The 17,337-nt window shown below is 33.0% G+C and carries 11 protein-coding genes and 1 pseudogene; 11 read left to right on the top strand and 1 reads right to left on the bottom strand.

Going from position 1 to position 17,337, the window contains the following annotated elements:
- The first annotated feature begins 16 nt into the window (after positions 1-16).
- The 5 genes from uxaC to NYQ10_RS18305 all read left to right on the top strand — a co-directional run bounded on the left by uxaC (position 17) and on the right by NYQ10_RS18305 (position 6,631).
- Entirely contained in the window at positions 17-1,420 is a 1,404-nt protein-coding gene (gene uxaC / locus NYQ10_RS18325; protein ID WP_289877667.1) for a glucuronate isomerase, read from the top strand.
- A gap of 179 nt (positions 1,421-1,599) precedes the next feature.
- A complete protein-coding gene (locus tag NYQ10_RS18320) occupies positions 1,600-2,622 on the top strand; it encodes a sugar kinase (RefSeq protein ID WP_289877666.1) in 1,023 nt (340 codons plus the stop codon).
- A gap of 13 nt (positions 2,623-2,635) precedes the next feature.
- Positions 2,636-3,304, top strand: coding sequence for a bifunctional 4-hydroxy-2-oxoglutarate aldolase/2-dehydro-3-deoxy-phosphogluconate aldolase (locus tag NYQ10_RS18315; protein WP_289877665.1), 669 nt, complete (start codon positions 2,636-2,638; stop codon positions 3,302-3,304).
- Positions 3,305-3,525: 221 nt separating this feature from the next.
- Positions 3,526-4,971, top strand: a complete 1,446-nt coding sequence (locus NYQ10_RS18310) for a tagaturonate reductase (protein ID WP_289877664.1) — start codon at positions 3,526-3,528, stop codon at positions 4,969-4,971.
- A gap of 37 nt (positions 4,972-5,008) precedes the next feature.
- Positions 5,009-6,631: a UxaA family hydrolase gene (locus NYQ10_RS18305; protein WP_289877663.1), complete on the top strand. Its 1,623-nt coding sequence runs from the start codon at positions 5,009-5,011 to the stop codon at positions 6,629-6,631.
- A gap of 316 nt (positions 6,632-6,947) precedes the next feature.
- Here the strand turns inward: NYQ10_RS18305 and NYQ10_RS18300 are convergent, their stop codons facing one another.
- On the bottom strand, positions 6,948-7,976 hold the full coding sequence (locus NYQ10_RS18300) for a LacI family DNA-binding transcriptional regulator (protein ID WP_276173119.1): 1,029 nt from the start codon (positions 7,974-7,976) through the stop codon (positions 6,948-6,950).
- A 290-nt stretch (positions 7,977-8,266) separates the two neighbouring features.
- On the opposite strand from NYQ10_RS18300, the gene NYQ10_RS18295 reads away from it, so the two are divergent.
- From NYQ10_RS18295 to pelA, 6 genes and pseudogenes are all read left to right on the top strand, one after another.
- Positions 8,267-9,712 carry a glycoside hydrolase family 28 protein gene (locus NYQ10_RS18295; protein ID WP_289877661.1) on the top strand — a complete coding sequence of 482 codons (1,446 nt, stop codon included), beginning with the start codon at positions 8,267-8,269 and terminating at the stop codon, positions 9,710-9,712.
- Positions 9,713-9,837: 125 nt separating this feature from the next.
- Positions 9,838-10,775: pseudogene (locus NYQ10_RS22555) on the top strand (alpha/beta hydrolase fold domain-containing protein).
- A 50-nt stretch (positions 10,776-10,825) separates the two neighbouring features.
- Complete coding sequence (locus NYQ10_RS18280) at positions 10,826-12,049, top strand: glycoside hydrolase family 88/105 protein (protein ID WP_289877658.1); 1,224 nt, start codon at positions 10,826-10,828, stop codon at positions 12,047-12,049.
- 22 nt (positions 12,050-12,071) lie between these two features.
- Positions 12,072-13,298, top strand: coding sequence for a glycoside hydrolase family 88/105 protein (locus tag NYQ10_RS18275; RefSeq protein WP_289877657.1), 1,227 nt, complete (start codon positions 12,072-12,074; stop codon positions 13,296-13,298).
- A gap of 186 nt (positions 13,299-13,484) precedes the next feature.
- Positions 13,485-15,074: a glycoside hydrolase family 43 protein gene (locus tag NYQ10_RS18270; RefSeq protein ID WP_289877656.1), complete on the top strand. Its 1,590-nt coding sequence runs from the start codon at positions 13,485-13,487 to the stop codon at positions 15,072-15,074.
- A 230-nt stretch (positions 15,075-15,304) separates the two neighbouring features.
- The gene (pelA, locus tag NYQ10_RS18265; RefSeq protein ID WP_289877655.1) at positions 15,305-17,305 is read left to right on the top strand and encodes a pectate lyase; all 2,001 of its coding nucleotides are present in this window, start codon (positions 15,305-15,307) and stop codon (positions 17,303-17,305) included.
- The last annotated feature ends 32 nt before the right edge of the window (positions 17,306-17,337 follow it).

The following is a 17,337-nucleotide window of genomic DNA, read 5'->3' as shown; positions in this document are numbered from 1 at the left end:
TTATATTTAAAAAGAAATGAGCGCAAATACATTCATACACGACAATTTTTTATTAGAAAATAAATACGCTGAAGAGTTATATCACAATTACTCTAAAAACCAGCCAATTATTGATTACCACAATCACTTAAATCCGCAGTTTATTGCCGAGGATAAGATTTTTGATAACATTACGAATGTATGGATCAATGGCGATCATTATAAATGGCGTGCAATGCGTACATTAGGAATCAACGAGCAGTTTGTAACTGGAAATGGTTCAGATAAAGATAAATTCTTAAACTGGGCAAAAACAGTTCCGTACACAATGCGTAATCCTTTGTATCACTGGACACATTTAGAGTTAGCGCGCTATTTTGACATTTATGATTTATTGAATGAAAAATCGGCTGAGAAAATTTACATCGAAACTTCAGAGAAAGTAAATTCTCCAGCTTACAGCACACAAAACCTTCTTAAAAAAGTAAACGCTGAATTAGTTTGTACTACAGAAGATCCAATTGACAGTTTAGAATATCACAAGAAATTCGCAAACAATTCGACTGGAATCAAAATGAGTACGGCTTTCAGACCTGATAAAGCCATCTTAATTGCTAATGATGGTTATAATGCATATCTGGACACATTAGGGGATGTGTCCGGTATTGCAATTAACACTTTTACTGATTTGCAAGCTGCATTAAGAAACAGAATTGAATTCTTTAATGCAAACGGATGTAAATTAAGCGATCACGGTTTAGATCAAATTTATTTTGAAGAATTTACAGAATCTGAGATTGCTACCATTTTCAAAAAGAAAAGAGAAAACAGAATTATATCACCAGAAGAAGCTTTAAAATTCCAAAGTGCTGTTTTGATTTTCTTATGCGAAACGTATCACGAATTTGGATGGGTACAGCAGTTTCACTTAGGTGCATTGCGTAATAATAATGCTCGTATGCACAGAATTTTAGGTCCAGATACAGGATGGGATTCTATTGGAGATTATCCTCAGGCTCAAAAACTTTCAGGTTTCTTAAATGCTTTAGATAGCAAAGATAAATTGAGCAAAACAATTATCTATAACCTAAATCCAGCTGATAACGAAGTTATGGCAACAATGATTGGAAACTTCAACGACGGAAGCGTTCGCGGAAAGGTTCAATTTGGTTCAGGATGGTGGTTCTTAGATCAAAAAGACGGAATGACAAAGCAGTTAAATGCGCTTTCAAATATGGGATTAATTAGCTGTTTTGTTGGAATGCTAACAGATTCTAGAAGTTTCTTATCATTCCCAAGACACGAATATTTCAGACGTATTTTATGCAATCTTCTTGGAGATGAAATCAAAAGAGGAGAATTGCCAAATGATATGGAATGGATTGGAAAATTAGTTTCTGATATTTCATATAATAACGCTAAAGAATATTTCAAATTTTAAAAAATTTTGAACCATTAAGGTATTAAGAAAATTAAGTTTTTGGTTTAATAAATAGTTACTTAAATAATAAAGATAATTAAGCGAGTTGGCTTAATAAACTTAACCTTTAAAGGCAAAGGAAACATAAAGTAAAGCTTAATTTTCTTAATGCCTTAATGGTAAAATATAAAAAAGATAATATGAGTAGAGTAGTTGCATTTGGAGAAATCATGCTTCGTTTATCGACAGAAAGACATCTGCGTTTTTCACAATCTACAGCATTTGGCGCTACGTACGGCGGTGGTGAATTTAATGTATGCGTTTCTCTGGCAAATTATGGCGTAAATGCTGAATTTGTTTCAAGATTACCTGAAAATGAAATTGGTTTTTCTGCATTAAAAGAAATCAGAAAAATGAATGTCGAATCTAAAAACATAGTTTATGGAGGAGAGCGTTTAGGAATTTATTTCTTAGAAACTGGTGCCGGAACACGCGGAAGCAATGTGGTTTACGATCGCGCGCATAGTGCCATGTCAACAATAGAAAAAGGACAAGTTGATTGGGAAAAAGTTTTAGAAGGTGCAGAGTGGTTTCACTGGAGTGGTATTACGCCAGCAATTTCACAAACTGCAGCAGAAGCTTGTTTAGAAGCTATTAAAGTAGCTCATAAAAAAGGAATTAAAATTTCTTGCGATTTAAATTATAGATCAAAACTTTGGCAATATGGCAAAACGCCAAGCGAAGTAATGCCAGAAATGCTAAAATACAGCAATGTGATTTTAGGAGATATTGATACAGCGTATTTCATGTTGGGAATTCCGAAAGTAAATCCGAATTATCAGGATGAGAAATCGCTTCCAGCTGTATATGATAAATTGTTTGAATTGATACCGAATCTGCAGATTGCTGCAACAACTTTACGCTATTCTGTAAGTGCTTCACACCAGAGAATCGGTGGAATTTTATATGATGGAAAAGCAATTTACAGCGCAAAAGTAAAAGAAGTTACGCCAGTTGTAGACCGTGTAGGAAGTGGAGATGCTTTTATGGGCGGATTAATTTATGGACTGTTAGAATATCAAAATAATAACCAAAGAGCATTAGATTTCGCAGTTGCGGCTTGCTGTTTAAAGCATACAATTGCAGGAGATTACAACTTGGTTACATTAAAAGAAGTTGAAAATATGATTGATGGCGATGGTTCTGCATTAGTATCAAGATAATTTTAAATAAAAAATGGCAAAATATTCAAGAATAGAGGTTGCGCAGACAATGAAGGATAACGGTATGGTTCCGTTGTTTTTTCATTCTGATATCGAATTGAGTAAAAAAGTATTAAAAGCATGCTACGACGGAGGTTCCAGATTGATGGAATTTACCAGTAGAGGCGATTTTGCACATGAAGTTTTTGGAGCTTTAAACAGATATGCATTGGCAGAACTTCCGGGAATGATTCTAGGAGTTGGTTCTATTACGGATGCAGCTTCAGCTTCATTGTACATGAGTTTGGGAGCGAATTTTATTGTAACACCTGTTTTTAGAGAAGACATTGCAATTGCTTGTAATCGCAGAAAAGTACTTTGGTCTCCTGGCTGCGGAACTTTGACAGAAATTGCAAGAGCTGAAGAATTAGGCTGTGAAATCGTAAAATTATTTCCAGCTGATACTTACGGTCCAGAATTCATTAAAGCAATAAAAGGTCCGTGCCCGTGGACAAACATTATGCCGACAGGCGGAGTTTATCCAACGGTTGAAAGTTTGAGTTCATGGCTGAATGCTGGAGCAACTTGCGTTGGTTTAGGTTCGCAATTGATTTCAAAAGATATATTAGAAAATAAGGACTTTGATGGTTTATCTGCAAAAGTGAAACAAGTTCTTGACATTATAAAAGATATTAGAAAATAAGATTAAGGGGTAATCATGCCAAACTCCTTATTTTATAAGTTTTTTTTAGATTTTTAGAGATTGTAATTGAACATTACGCTTGAAAAATTTAGCTAGCCATTCCTCACAGCCGGCTTTATTTTACTCAATCGGGTGTAATGTTTCATTTACAATTTAAAAGGCAGAAATGAAGAAATAGGGTTTATAGATGGTTATTTATAACGCATTAAAGAAAATTTAAAATGAAAAAATTAAATAGAATAAATACAGGATTAGAAAAGTTACAGCCAATTAAGGTAGTTCAGTTTGGAGAAGGTAACTTTTTAAGAGCCTTTGTTGATTATGCTTTTGACAAACTGAATAAAGAAGTTGATTTTAATGCAGGTATTGCAGTCGTTCAACCTTTGAAAGACGGTATGGTAAATATGATTAACGATCAGGACGGTCTTTATACCTTGTTTATGAACGGAATTAAAAAAGGTGAAAAGATTCAAGATATTGTGTTAATTAATAATATTGTAAAAACTATAAACCCATACACTGAATTTACAAATTATTTGGCTTTAGCTAAAGAAGAAGAACTTCAGTTTATTGTTTCTAATACTACAGAAGCTGGAATTGAATTTATTGAAAGTGATACTCCAGATATGCAGCCACCAGTGTCATTTCCTGCAAAATTGACAGTTTTATTATATGAAAGATTTAAACATTTTAATGGAGATGCTTCTAAAGGAGTTACAATAATTCCTTGTGAATTAATTGATTATAACTCTGAGACGCTTAAAAAATATATTTTACAATATGTTGATTTGTGGAAATTAGAAGATGCATTTAAAACTTGGGTGTCAGATGCTTGTACCTATCATAGTACTTTGGTTGACAGAATTGTTCCTGGATATCCAAGAGCTGAAATTGAAGAATACAATAATAAATTAGATTATGAAGACAATTTAATTGTTGCAGCTGAACCTTTTTTCCTTTGGGCTATTGAAGGTGGCGATGATCTAAAAGCAAAATTGCCTTTTCACAAAACAGATTTGAATGTAAAAATCGTTGATGATATACGTCCTTTTAAAATGATTAAAGTTCGTATTTTAAACGGTGCGCATACGGCAATGGTTCCTTTTTCACTTTTGCATGGTAATAAATTAGTAATGGAAACTGTTAACGGAGATTTTACTGGGAAATTTGTAAACAGCGTTATTAGTGAAATTAGTGAAACTCTTGATATGGACAAAAATGAGATTACTGCCTATTCTGAGGAAGTAATGGACCGATTTAAAAATCCATTTATCAAACATGCACTTGCTGATATTGCATTAAATTCTGTATCGAAATTCAAAGTAAGAGTTTTGCCTAGTTTATTAGGATATTATAATACTAACAAAAAATTGCCTGTTAATTTGACTTTTTCATTAGCGAGTTTAATTCGTTTCTACAAAGGAACTTGGAACGGGCAAAGTTTACCGGTTAAAGATGGTGAAGATATTACAGCTTTTTTCAACGGACTATGGAAATCGGATGATTACGAGAAAATCGCTCGTTTAACATTACAAAACAAATCATTCTGGGATCAAGATTTAACTGAAATTCCAGGACTTACAAGAGCAATTACAATTGCATTAGAAGAAATAGATTCAAACGGAATTGAAGCAGGTTTTGCTAAATTTCAAGAAAGAATAAAATAAAAGAAAACACAAAAAGAACAAAGAACAAAGGTTAATTATGGCAACGCAGAAAAAATTAATAAAAGTTCATCCTACTGATAATGTAGCGGTGGCTTTGGTGAATCTGACGGCTGGCGAAGTGATTGATTTTGAAGGACAATCAATTACAGTTGAGTCTGATGTGAAAATGAAACATAAGATTGCAATGGTTCCTTTTAATGTAGGAGACAGAATCATTATGTATGGTGTTTTGGTTGGTAAAGCGAGTGCAAGAATCGAAAAAGGAGGATTGCTTTCTACTGCAAACGTTAAACACGAAAGTGATAAAGTTACTGGTAAAACAGAAACAATTGGCTGGACTGCGCCAAATGTAGATAAATGGAAAGATAGAACGTGGCAGGGCTATCATAGAGAAGATGGACAAGTTGGAACAGAAAATGTTTGGTTATTTTTTCCATTAGTTTTTTGCGAAAATAGAAACATCGAAATCTTAAAAGATATTTTTGAGAAAGAATTGATGAAACCAAAAGAAAACGATTATCAATTATTATTGCGTTCTTTGGTAAAATCAGAAACAGGGGGAGCAGGAAATCAAGAAGCTTCAAATGATGCTAATTTGTTCAATAATATTCAGGTAAAATTCATCACGCACCAAGGTGGTTGTGGTGGAATTCGTCAGGATTCGCACAGTTTGGCTAAACTTTTGGCAGGTTATGTAAACAATCCAAACGTAGCTGGAGCAACTGTATTGAGTTTAGGATGCCAGAATCTTCAGATTTCAATTTTCAAGGAAGCTTTAGATGCTATTAATCCAGACAGTAAAAAGCCTGTTTTAATCTACGATCAGCAATCTATCGGAACAATCGAAACGATGTTGAGCAGCGTAGTTAAAGATACTTTTGAAGCGATTAAAAAAGCAAACGATATTAAGAGAGAACCAGCGCCATTATCTAAACTAAGAATTGGTTTAGAGTGCGGTGGATCTGACGGATTCTCTGGAATTTCTGCAAACCCAACTTTAGGTGTATTGTCTGATAAATTGGCTGCTTTAGGAGGAACAACAATCCTTTCTGAGTTCCCAGAATTATGTGGAGTAGAGCAGGAATTAGTAAACCGTTGTGTTGATGACGAAGACGGAAAACGTTTCTTGAATTTGATGAAATGGTACGAAAAAACAGTTGTTGATGCAGGTTCAGGATTTGATATGAATCCTTCTCCAGGAAATATTAAAGACGGTTTGATTACTGATGCTATGAAATCTGCTGGTGCAGCTAAAAAAGGAGGAACTTCTCCAATTGCAGGTGTTTATGATTACGGTGAGTATATTAACGAGCCAGGATTAACATTGTTATGTACTCCAGGAAATGATGTTGAGTGTACAACTGCAATGGTAGGATCTGGAGCTAATATGGTATTATTTACTACAGGTTTAGGAACTCCTACAGGAAATCCAATTGCGCCAGTTGTAAAAATTTCTTCTAACTCTGAGTTGGCGGCAAAGATGTCTGATATTATCGATATTGACACAGGTGGAATTATCAAAGGTGAAAAATCTATCGAAGAAATGTCTGATGAAATGCTTGAATTTATTATAGATATTGCCAGCGGTACAATTAAAACCAAAGCGGCAGTTTTAAATCAAAACGATTTTATTCCTTGGAAAAGAGGAGTGTCACTTTAGTTTTTTAGGTACTAAGTTACTAAGGTTCTAAGAAAGAAAGTGACAAAGATTTATATAGAAGACGCACAACTGTGCGTCTTTTTTTATATAAAAAGCTTCAGAGAAGCGAAATATTTATAGAAAAAAAATAAGCGGTTACAACATAAAGCTCCAGAGGAGCGACATAGATTGATTAGGTTTGCAGAAAAAACATGTCGCTCCTCTGGAGCTTTGTTGTGTGATTTATTGTGATTCTATAAATATTTCGCTTCTCCGAAGCTTATAAAAAAAGCTACCCCTTGAGATAGCTTATATAACTTATATGGTGAAAATAATATTAAAAACTAGTTTTTGTAGAAGACTTGCGAATATGTAATTCTGGTGCAAGAACCACCTTTTTTTCTATTTTAATAGTATCTGTTTTGTCTACTTGTTCTAAGAAAACGCGGGCAGACATTTTTCCCATTTCCAAAGGAGATTGATCTACAGAGGTAATTGATAATTCCATAAATTTTGTAAAAGGTTCGTTACTGAAACCAGCAACACAAAACTCATTAGGAATACTGATATTTCTTTCTTTTAATTCTTGAATCGCTCCTAATGCAGCAAAATCAGACGATGAAAAAATAGCATCTGGTGGAGTTTCTAATTGTAAAAGTTTATCTACTGCTTCTTTACCTGCATCTACGCTACTTTTGGTGTAAATAACATGTTCTTCGTTAAAAGTAAGTCCGCTATCTAATAAAGCTTGTTTGTATCCTAAAAACCTGTTTTTAAAGATATCTAAAGATTGATCTCCAGATAAATGAGCAATATGTCTGCAACCTTCATCAATTAAATGTTTGGTAGCTAAATAACCTCCTTTAAAGTCATTGATTGTTACCGAACTTACTCCATCAATATGTTTACTTCTATCAAAAAATATTAGAGGAACATTTTTTTCCAATACATTTCTAAAAGCACTGTCATTTTCATTAGAAATTCCTGTAACCGACATCATAATTCCGTCTACTTGTGCATCTACAAGTGTGTGAAGATTTTCATTTTCTCTTTTAATGCTTTCATGTGTTTGGCAGATAATTACTTGATAGCCATGAGGATAAAGCTCTTCTTCGATTCCTCTAATTACAGAAGCGAAAAAGTTGCTATCTATACGAGGTACAATAACTCCGATATTATTACTTCGACCGCTCTTCAATGCAAGTGCCAATTTATTTTGCTTATAATTCATGGCAGCAGCAGTCTTAATAACTAACTCTCTTGTAGCTTCTTTAATCTTCGGATTATTATTTAAAGCTCTAGAAACGGTTGCAGCCGTGATATTTAATTTTTCAGCAATATCGTAAATAGTTACTTTTTCACTCATTCAAAAAAAAGTTTATCGGATTATGTATTAGACAAAAGTACATTTTTTTTTATTATGTAATATAAATTGTTATCGATTACCAGAATTAAAAAATCAAACGATTTAGGAATTATTATGACAATAATTTATCTAAATTTTTGCGTTAAATGTAATTAAAATTTGTAATAAAAATTAAATATATAATTTTTTTCTAAATTAATTTGTTCCAATAGAACAATTTTTCTACTTTCGTGTAATCGATTACATGATTTTAGACTGTTTTACATTTTAAACAAGATAATACTGCGCAAATGATTGCAAATAAATACATAACATTTAAAAGATTTTTGTTTATAGCAACTATTAGTGTGCTATTTGTTTCTTGTGCAGAAAAAACGGCTACTATTTCTTCTAATGATGAGAATAATCCATGGAAAAAGATGGATTTGATCATTAAAAGTATTCCACAAACTAAGTTTTCGAATAAGATTTACAATATAAACGATTTTGGCGCTGTTGCTGATGGGAAAACGCTAAATACAATAGCTTTTCAAAAAGCGATAAAAGAATGTGCAGCAAACGGCGGAGGTCAGGTTTTGGTTCCAAATGGTAAATACTTAACTGGAGCGATTCATTTAGAAAGTAATGTAAACCTTCATTTAGAAGATAATGCTGAAATTCTGTTCAGTTTAAATCCGAAAGATTATCCAATTGTTCATACTTCTTGGGAAGGAACAGAAGTTATGAATTATTCTCCGCTTATTTATGCGAAAAACAAAACCAATATCGCAGTTACAGGAAAAGGTACTTTAAACGGTCAGGCAGACAGTTCTAATTGGTGGATTTGGTCTGGAGGAAAAAATTACGGATGGAAAAAAGGAATTCCGTCTCAAAATGATCCGACAAATCGTGAAGTTTTGGTTGATATGGCAGAAAAAGGAATTCCAGTTTCAGAACGCGTTTTTGGAGATGGACGTTATTTAAGACCTAACTTTATTGAATTTTTTGAATGTAATACCGCTTTAATAAAAGATGTAAAAATCATCAATTCGCCTTTTTGGATTTTGCATCCAATAAAAACCAATAACATGATTATTGATGGCGTTACGGTAAACAGTCACGGTCCAAATAACGATGGCTGCGATCCAGAATATTCTCAAAACATTATAATTAAAAACTGCACTTTTAATACTGGCGACGATTGTATTGCCATTAAAGCTGGTCGTGACGCAGACGGAAGACGTGTGGCAATTCCAAGCAAAAATATTATTGTTCAAAATTGCAAAATGATTGACGGACACGGTGGAGTTGTTATCGGAAGTGAAATTTCTGCTGGCGTAAATAATGTTTTTGTTGAAAACTGTGTTATGGACAGTCCGAATCTTGATCGCGCTATTCGCATCAAAACCAACTCAAAAAGAGGCGGAATTATAGAAAATATTTTTGTTCGAAATCTGGAAGTTGGAACTGTTAAAGAATGTGTTTTAAAACTGAACATGTTTTACAATGTTTACGGATCTCAAACAGGAAATTTTATTCCGACAATCAGAAATGTCAGTTTAGAAAATGTAAATGTCAAAAACGGTGGAAAATACAGTGTTTGGGCTGATGGTTACAAAGAATCTCCTGTTGAAAATATTACACTAAAAAATGTAAAAATTCAAAAAGTAGATTCGCTCTATTTGTTGAAAAATGTAAAAAATATAAAGTTCATAGATACCTACGTAAATAATAAAAAAGTAGAATCTGTTAAGTAATAATATTTCTCGAATTGTTGGTAATTAGTAATTTATAATTTTTGAGATTATTGTTTTTTGAAGGAGTTAAAAAGGAGTTTGACAATGGTTGAACTCCTTTCTTAACTGAAAATTGTAAAAGTGAGATGCGAAAAACGGCTTTGATTTTGTTAGTGTTTTTTAATGTTGTTGTGGCTCAGAGCCAGCAATATCAGATTGACACATCTTATACGATCAAAAGTACTTTTACGAAATTAATTAAGAAATATCCTTTTATTACAATTCCAGAAATAAAACCAAATCCAGCAGTTAAAGAAAGTTTCGATTTAGTTTATAATAAAGATCAAAATCGAGTTTTGCATTTTGATGCTTTCATTAATACAAAAAAGAAAAAAAATCCTGCTGTAATTATGATTCATGGCGGTGGCTGGAGATCAGGAAATAAAAGTCAAATGCAGTTTATTGGAAAAGAAATTGCTGCAAAAGGTTATTCTTGTTTTGCTATCGAATACAGATTATCGCTAGAAGCTAAATATCCGACTGGAGTAATTGACGTTAAAAATGCTATTAAATTTATAAAAGATAATGCATCGAAATTTGGCGTTGATGTCAATAAAATTGCTGTTTTAGGATGTTCTTCGGGCGGACAAATGGCGCATTAATCGGAACAACAAATAATGATCCGATTTTTGAAGATGCTTCTTTTATAAGTAAATCTTCATCAAAAGTAAATGCGATAATTGATGTTGACGGAGTTTTGGCATTCAAACATCCAGAATCATCAGAAGGAGATATGGCAGCTTTTTGGCTGGGAGGAAAATCGGATGAAATTCCAGAAAATTGGGAAAATGCTTCGGCATTAAGTCATACGGATAAAAATACTCCGCCTGTTTTGTATATCTGCAGCAGTATTCCAAGATTTCATGCGGGTAGAAGTGATATGATTAAAATTTTAAATGAAAATAAAATCTATAATGAAGTGCAGAGTATTCCAGATTCGCCACATTCTTTTTGGTTTTACGAACCTTGGTTTAAGCAAACAATTTCTTACACAACACAGTTTTTAGATAAAATTTTTAAATAAATTAGAGCAAAATTCAAAAAGCTAATTTAAAAAGACAAATAGTATATTTTATGGGTAAATCTCTTTCTAAAACAGTCAATTTTACAAAAGTTGTTTTGCTTTTTCTGCTGATTTTTAGTTCTAATCTAAATGCGCAAAATCAGTCAGATTCTGAAAATTCGGTTATTTCATATGATTTGAAATGGTCAGAACGAACTGCTCTTTCAATTTTAAATAAATACCCAAATGCATGGAAGCTAGACGGAAATGACAGACCAAAATGGGATTATAAAATGGGTTTTGTGTTGTCTGGTTTCGAAAAATTGTATCAGAAAACAAACGATAAAAAATACTTAAATTATATCAAGGATTACGTTGATGGAATGATCGACAGCACTGGAAATATTAAAAAATACGATCTTAAAGAATACAATATCGATTATTTAAATCCAGGAAAATTACTTTTTAATCTTTATGACATTACCAAAGATTCTCGCTATTTAGAAATTATTGGCAAGTTAAGAAACCAATTAGAAACGCAACCAAGAACAGCAAGCGGTGGATTTTGGCACAAACAAATTTACCCAAACCAAATGTGGATTGACGGTTTGTATATGGCAGAACCTTTCTACACACAATTTACGGTGAAATATGAAAAAGGAAAAAGTTTAGATGATATTGCAAAACAATTTGAATTGGTTCAAAAACATATTGTAGACAAAAAAACTGGTTTAGTTTATCAAGCTTGGGACGAAAGTAAAGAGATTGGCTGGGCAGATAAGCAAACAGGAACTTCGCCAACAATTTGGGGACGAGGAATTGGCTGGTATATGGTGGCGTTGGTTGAAACTTTAGATTATTTTCCGAAATCACATCCAAAATATAAAGTTTTGGTTGGGTATTTGAATCAGATTGCAAAGAATGTAAATCAATACAAAAGCGAATCTGGATTGTGGTATCAAGTTGCCGATAAAACAGAATTGTACGGAAATTATGTAGAACCTTCGGCTTCTGGAATGATAATTTATGCTTTTGCAAAAGGGACAAACAAAGGATATTTATCGGCAAGTTATAAATCAACTGCCAAAAAATCATTTGACAGTTTTGTGAAAGAATTTGTAAAAGTGGATAAAAAAGGAGAAGTAAATATTTTAAATGTTTCATCGAATGTTGGTTTAGGAGGAAAACCTTTTCGCGATGGAACAAACCAATATTATCTTACTTCTAAAACAAAAGAAAATGGCGCAATTGGCCTTGGAGCCTTTTTATTAGCGTCGATAGAATTAGATAAATAATAGAATTTAAATATATTTTGAAATGAAAAACAGTAGAAAGCAAAGTTATTTGATGTCGGTTTTGATGATTTGCGTTATGACAATTACAAGTTGTAAAGTAACTTCTCAAGAGCCTGCAAAGAAAGATATCGTAATCGCAAAGAATGCTAAATGGTCAGATAAAATGGCTTTAACATTAATGAAACGTCATCCAGAATCGTATATGCTAGACGACGCTAAAAAGCCAAAATGGGATTATGTTCATGCTTTAGTTTTGCATTCAATTGAAGAATTATATAAAAAAAATCCAGATCCGAGATACAAAGCTTATGTAAGAGGTTATGTAGATAATTTGGTTCAAGCTGATGGAAGTATCAATACTTATGAATTTGATAAGTTTAATATCGATTTGGTTTTGCCAGGGCGTTTGCTTTTTGATGTTTATGCCTATTCTAAAGAAGAAAAATATTTAAAAGCATTACAATTAATTCGTAAACAACTTTCAGAACAACCAAGAACACAAAGCGGAGGATTCTGGCACAAACAAATTTATCCAAATCAAATGTGGTTAGATGGTTTATATATGGGAGAACCATTTTACGCAGAATACACGGCTAAATTTGAAAACGGAAAAAGTTTTGATGATATCGCAAAACAATTTGAGTTGATTCAGCAAAAAGCAACCGATCCAAAAACAGGATTATTGTATCACGGTTGGGACGAAAGTAAACAAATGCCATGGGCAAATAAAGAAACAGGAAATTCTCCAAACTTCTGGTCAAGATCTTTAGGCTGGTACGTAATGGCTTTAGTTGATGTTTTAGATTACATGCCAAAAGATCATCCAAAAAGAAAAGAATTGGTTCAATATTTAAATAACGCTTCTGAGGCAATATTGAAATTTCAAGATAAATCATCAGGTTTATGGTATCAAGTTACAGACAGAGGTGCTGATAAAGGAAATTATTTAGAAGCTTCTGGATCTGCAATGTTTTCTTATGCTTTTGCAAAAGGAGCAAACAAAGGATATTTGCCAGCTAAATTCAAAAAAGCAGCTAATAAAGCTTTTGACGGATTGACTAAAGTGTTAATCAAAAAAGTAGACGAGGATGGCGGAATTACATTAACAAATTGCTGTCAAGTTGCAGGTTTAGGAGGAAATCCTTACCGTGACGGTTCTTACGAATATTATGTAAACGAAAGAAAAAAAGACAACGATCCTAAAGCAACAGGCCCATTCATTTTGGCAGCTTTGGAATTGAACAGATAGTTTTAATGGTTAATGGTTGATTGTTGATAGTTGATTGAGAAAAGTAAATACAATCTTGTCATTTCGACCGAAGTGAGAAATCACACTCGTAATTCTACAAAGATTGGCAACATTCCGTATGGAGTTCCTAATGTGATTTCTCCCTTCGGTCGAAATGACAAAAACGTTGCGTTAAAAAAAATAAAAATGAAAAACATAAAAATAATCTTCTTGCTTTTCTCGGTCTTTTTCTACCAGAAAAATATCGCACAAGTTTGGGCGCCTGATAATGGAGACGGAACGTACACGAATCCGATTCTTCATGCTGATTATTCAGATCCAGATGTTGTTCGCGTAGGCGATGATTATTATATGACAGCTTCTTCATTTAATTGTATTCCAGGATTACCAATTTTACATTCAAAAGATTTGGTAAACTGGAAAATTATAAGTTACGCTTTAACCAAACAGCCACCATTTGAAACATACAATAAAGTACAGCATGGAAATGGAGTTTGGGCGCCAAGTATTAATTATCATAATAAGGAATTCTACATCTATTACCCAGATCCTGATTATGGAATTTATATGATTAAAGCAAAAAAAGCAGAAGGACCGTGGTCTGAACCGCTTTTAGTAAAATCAGGAGTCGGACTTATAGATCCTAGTCCGCTGTGGGATAATGATGGGAAAGCCTATTTGGTTCATGCTTTTGCAGGAAGCCGTGCTCAGATTAAAAGCTTGCTAGTTGTCTGCACGATGAATCCTGAAGGAACATTGGTTAACAATGATGAAGTTATGGTTATTGATGGACACGAAAGTGAAGGAACAATAGAAGGGCCAAAATTTTATAAACGAAATAATTACTATTATATTTTTGCGCCAGCAGGTGGAGTTCCGACAGGATGGCAAACAATTTTAAGATCTAAAAATGTATTTGGACCTTATGAAACAAAAAAAGTTCTCGAACAAGGTTCTACAAAAATAAATGGTCCACATCAAGGTGCTTGGGTTACTACTCAAACGGGAGAAGACTGGTTTTTTCATTTTCAGGATAAAGGTGCTTATGGACGGATTGTTCATTTGCAACCGATGAAGTGGGTAAACGATTGGCCAGTTATGGGAGAAGATTTTGATAAAAACGGAATTGGAGAGCCAGTTACGACTTATAAGAAACCTAATGTTGGTAAAAAATATCCGATCGAAGTTCCTGCAACTTCAGATGAGTTTAACGAACCAAAATTAGGACTGCAATGGCAATGGCAAGCCAATAAACAAACCAATTTTGGATTTCCGACTAGTTTAGGCTATTTGAATTTGTTTTGTAATACAACTACAAAAAACATTTTTAACGCTCCAAATTTGCTGTTGCAAAAATTTCCAGCAGAAGAATTTACAGCAACTACAAAATTGACTTTTAACGCAAGATTAAATGGAGAAAGTACAGGTTTAATAATTATGGGATTAGATTACAGTTATCTGAATTTTAGAAATGAAAACGGGAAATTATATCTCAACCAAAAAACAGGAACGTTTGATCAAACTGTTTTAGAAACAGAAACTAAACCTGTGTTGATAGATCAAAATACCATTTATTTGCGAGTTAAGATCAATAAAGGAGGCATTTGCAATTTCTTATATAGTTTAGATGATAAAAATTATCAAACAATTGGAAAAGATTTCAAGGCTAGAGAAGGAAGATGGATTGGTGCTAAAGTCGGACTTTTTGCTTTGGGAGAAATAGTAAAAAATGATTCAGGTAATGTTGCGGTAGATTGGTTTAGGGTAACAAAGTAATTATTCATAAAACTAAAATTTTCTTTATTTAAGAAAAAAACAGCTTTCATAGATTGGATATTTTCAACAAAAAATAAAAATAGATATTTAGATATCTTCGGTAATATTATAAAGCTTAAAAAGCATGTTTAAATGATTTTTCTTACAAAAAAAACTTTTTTAAAATAAATTTTTAATAAAAAGCCCATTCTTAAATCCAAAATTAATTGCCGACTAAAAACAAACATAAAATGATTCAATTAAAAAAAACAGCTTTAGTTCTTTTATTGTTTTTAGGTGTTTCAATAAACGCCCAAAATACTTATAAAAGATGGCCAGACATTATTCGTAAAAATGATGCGGCTTGGTTTGGTTCTGCAGAAGCTAAAAAAATAGCAGAGAATGTTTTGCTTTACCAAAGAAATATTGGAGGCTGGCCAAAAAATATTCAGATGCAAGATGAATTGACAGAAAAGCAAAAAAATGATTTAATTACGCTCAAAAAAACGTCTGCTGAAACTACAACAGATAATGGAGCAACTTGTCAGGAAATGCTTTTTATGTCCAAAATGTACGCTCAAACAAAAGATGAACGTTACAAAGAATCATTTTTAAAAGGATTAAATTATCTGCTTGAAGCGCAATATATAAATGGCGGATGGCCACAATTTTATCCGTTAAAAAAAGGATATTATACTCATATTACCTACAATGACGATTCGATGGTTAATATTATGAATGTAATAAAATCCGTTGCAGACGAATCTGATTATTACAGTATTAAACCTTCTAAAGAAATTGTAGAAAAATGTAAAAAAGCCTTTGATAAAGGAATTGATTGTATTTTAAAAACGCAATACAAACAAAACGGTGTTTTAACGGCTTGGTGCGCTCAACATGATGAAGTTACTTTACTTCCGGCAAACGCGAGAGCTTTTGAATTGGCTTCATTAAGCGGTTATGAATCAGCAAAAATAGTATTGCTTTTAATGTCAATCGATAAACCTTCAAGAGAAATTGTTACTGCTGTAAAAAGCGCTGTAGAATGGTTTGAAAAGACAAAAATTACCAATTTAGAAGAAAAAAGAGTCCTGAATGACGCTGGGAAAATTGTAGATAAAAAAATGATTCCAACAACAAATGCTAAACCAATCTGGGCAAGATTTATGGATTTAGAAACCAACGAACCTTTCTTTTGCGACCGTGACGGAATCAGAAAAAAATCTTTGGATCAAATCGGTTCAGAAAGAAGAAATGGTTATTCTTGGTATTCTGAAGCGCCACAGGAAGTTTTAAAAAGATTTCCAGATTGGGCAGTTAAAAACGGAACTAAAGTTGGATCTTCAGAAAAGAAAATTGTTAATTATATTACGGTAGCTCAAGACGGTTCGGGAGATTTTACTAAAATTCAAGATGCAGTTTATGCAACGCCAGCTTTTCCTTATGAAAAGGTGACTATTTTTATTAAAAATGGGATTTATAACGAAAAAGTTCGAATTCCAGAATGGAATAATAATGTGATTCTAAAAGGCGAAAGCAAGGAAAATACGATTATTGCTTTTGATGATAATTTTTCTAAAATAGCTTTGGGCAGAAACAGTACTTTTTACACTTATACGCTTTTGGTTGAAGCAGACGATTGTACGGTTTCTAATTTGACAATTAAAAACACTTCTGGAGAACGGGGACAAGCCATAGCGTTGTCGGTTGTAGGCAATCGCGCAAAAATTACAAACTGCAATTTATTAGGAAATCAAGACACTTTATATTTATCTGGAAAAAATTCAAAACAATATTTCAAAGATTGTTATATAGAAGGAACAACAGATTTTATTTTTGGAGGAGCTACAGCTTTATTTGAGAATTGTAACATTCACAGTATAAAAAGTTCTTACATTACGGCAGCTTCAACGCCAGAAGGAACTCCTTTTGGTTTTGTTTTTAAAAATTGTAAGCTTACGGCAAATCCAGAAGCTAAAGATGTTTATTTGGGAAGACCTTGGAGAATTTATGCTAAAACGGTTTTTATAAGTTGCGAAATGGGTAAACAAATTAAGCCAGAAGGCTGGGAAAACTGGTCAAAACCAGAAGCAGAAAAAAACGCTTTTTATGCCGAATACAATTGTACAGGCGAAGGGTTTCAACCTTCAAAAAGAGTAAAATGGTCGCATCAGCTTTCTAAAAAAGAAGCAGGACAATATGTTATAGAAAACATTCTTAAAGATAAAGTTGACAATTGGTATTCGAAATAAGTTGCAGTTTTCAGTCAAAGTATGCACTGAAA

The organism is Flavobacterium johnsoniae (assembly GCF_030388325.1).
Lineage (GTDB): Bacteria > Bacteroidota > Bacteroidia > Flavobacteriales > Flavobacteriaceae > Flavobacterium > Flavobacterium johnsoniae_C.
Note: the sequence above shows the minus strand (reverse complement) of the source record. Positions and strands in the feature narration are given on the sequence as shown.

Excerpts from the sequence above, each read along its gene's own strand:
- pelA (WP_289877655.1), top strand. The coding sequence starts at position 15,305 with ATGATTCAATTAAAAAAAACAGCTTTAGTTCTTTTATTGTTTTTAGGT.
- NYQ10_RS18310 (WP_289877664.1), top strand. The coding sequence starts at position 3,526 with ATGAAAAAATTAAATAGAATAAATACAGGATTAGAAAAGTTACAGCCA.
- NYQ10_RS18295 (WP_289877661.1), top strand. The coding sequence starts at position 8,267 with ATGATTGCAAATAAATACATAACATTTAAAAGATTTTTGTTTATAGCA.
- NYQ10_RS18320 (WP_289877666.1), top strand. The coding sequence starts at position 1,600 with ATGAGTAGAGTAGTTGCATTTGGAGAAATCATGCTTCGTTTATCGACA.
- uxaC (WP_289877667.1), top strand. The coding sequence starts at position 17 with ATGAGCGCAAATACATTCATACACGACAATTTTTTATTAGAAAATAAA.
- NYQ10_RS18300 (WP_276173119.1), bottom strand. The coding sequence starts at position 7,976 with ATGAGTGAAAAAGTAACTATTTACGATATTGCTGAAAAATTAAATATC.
- NYQ10_RS18315 (WP_289877665.1), top strand. The coding sequence starts at position 2,636 with ATGGCAAAATATTCAAGAATAGAGGTTGCGCAGACAATGAAGGATAAC.
- NYQ10_RS18305 (WP_289877663.1), top strand. The coding sequence starts at position 5,009 with ATGGCAACGCAGAAAAAATTAATAAAAGTTCATCCTACTGATAATGTA.
- NYQ10_RS18270 (WP_289877656.1), top strand. The coding sequence starts at position 13,485 with ATGAAAAACATAAAAATAATCTTCTTGCTTTTCTCGGTCTTTTTCTAC.
- NYQ10_RS18275 (WP_289877657.1), top strand. The coding sequence starts at position 12,072 with ATGAAAAACAGTAGAAAGCAAAGTTATTTGATGTCGGTTTTGATGATT.
- NYQ10_RS18280 (WP_289877658.1), top strand. The coding sequence starts at position 10,826 with ATGGGTAAATCTCTTTCTAAAACAGTCAATTTTACAAAAGTTGTTTTG.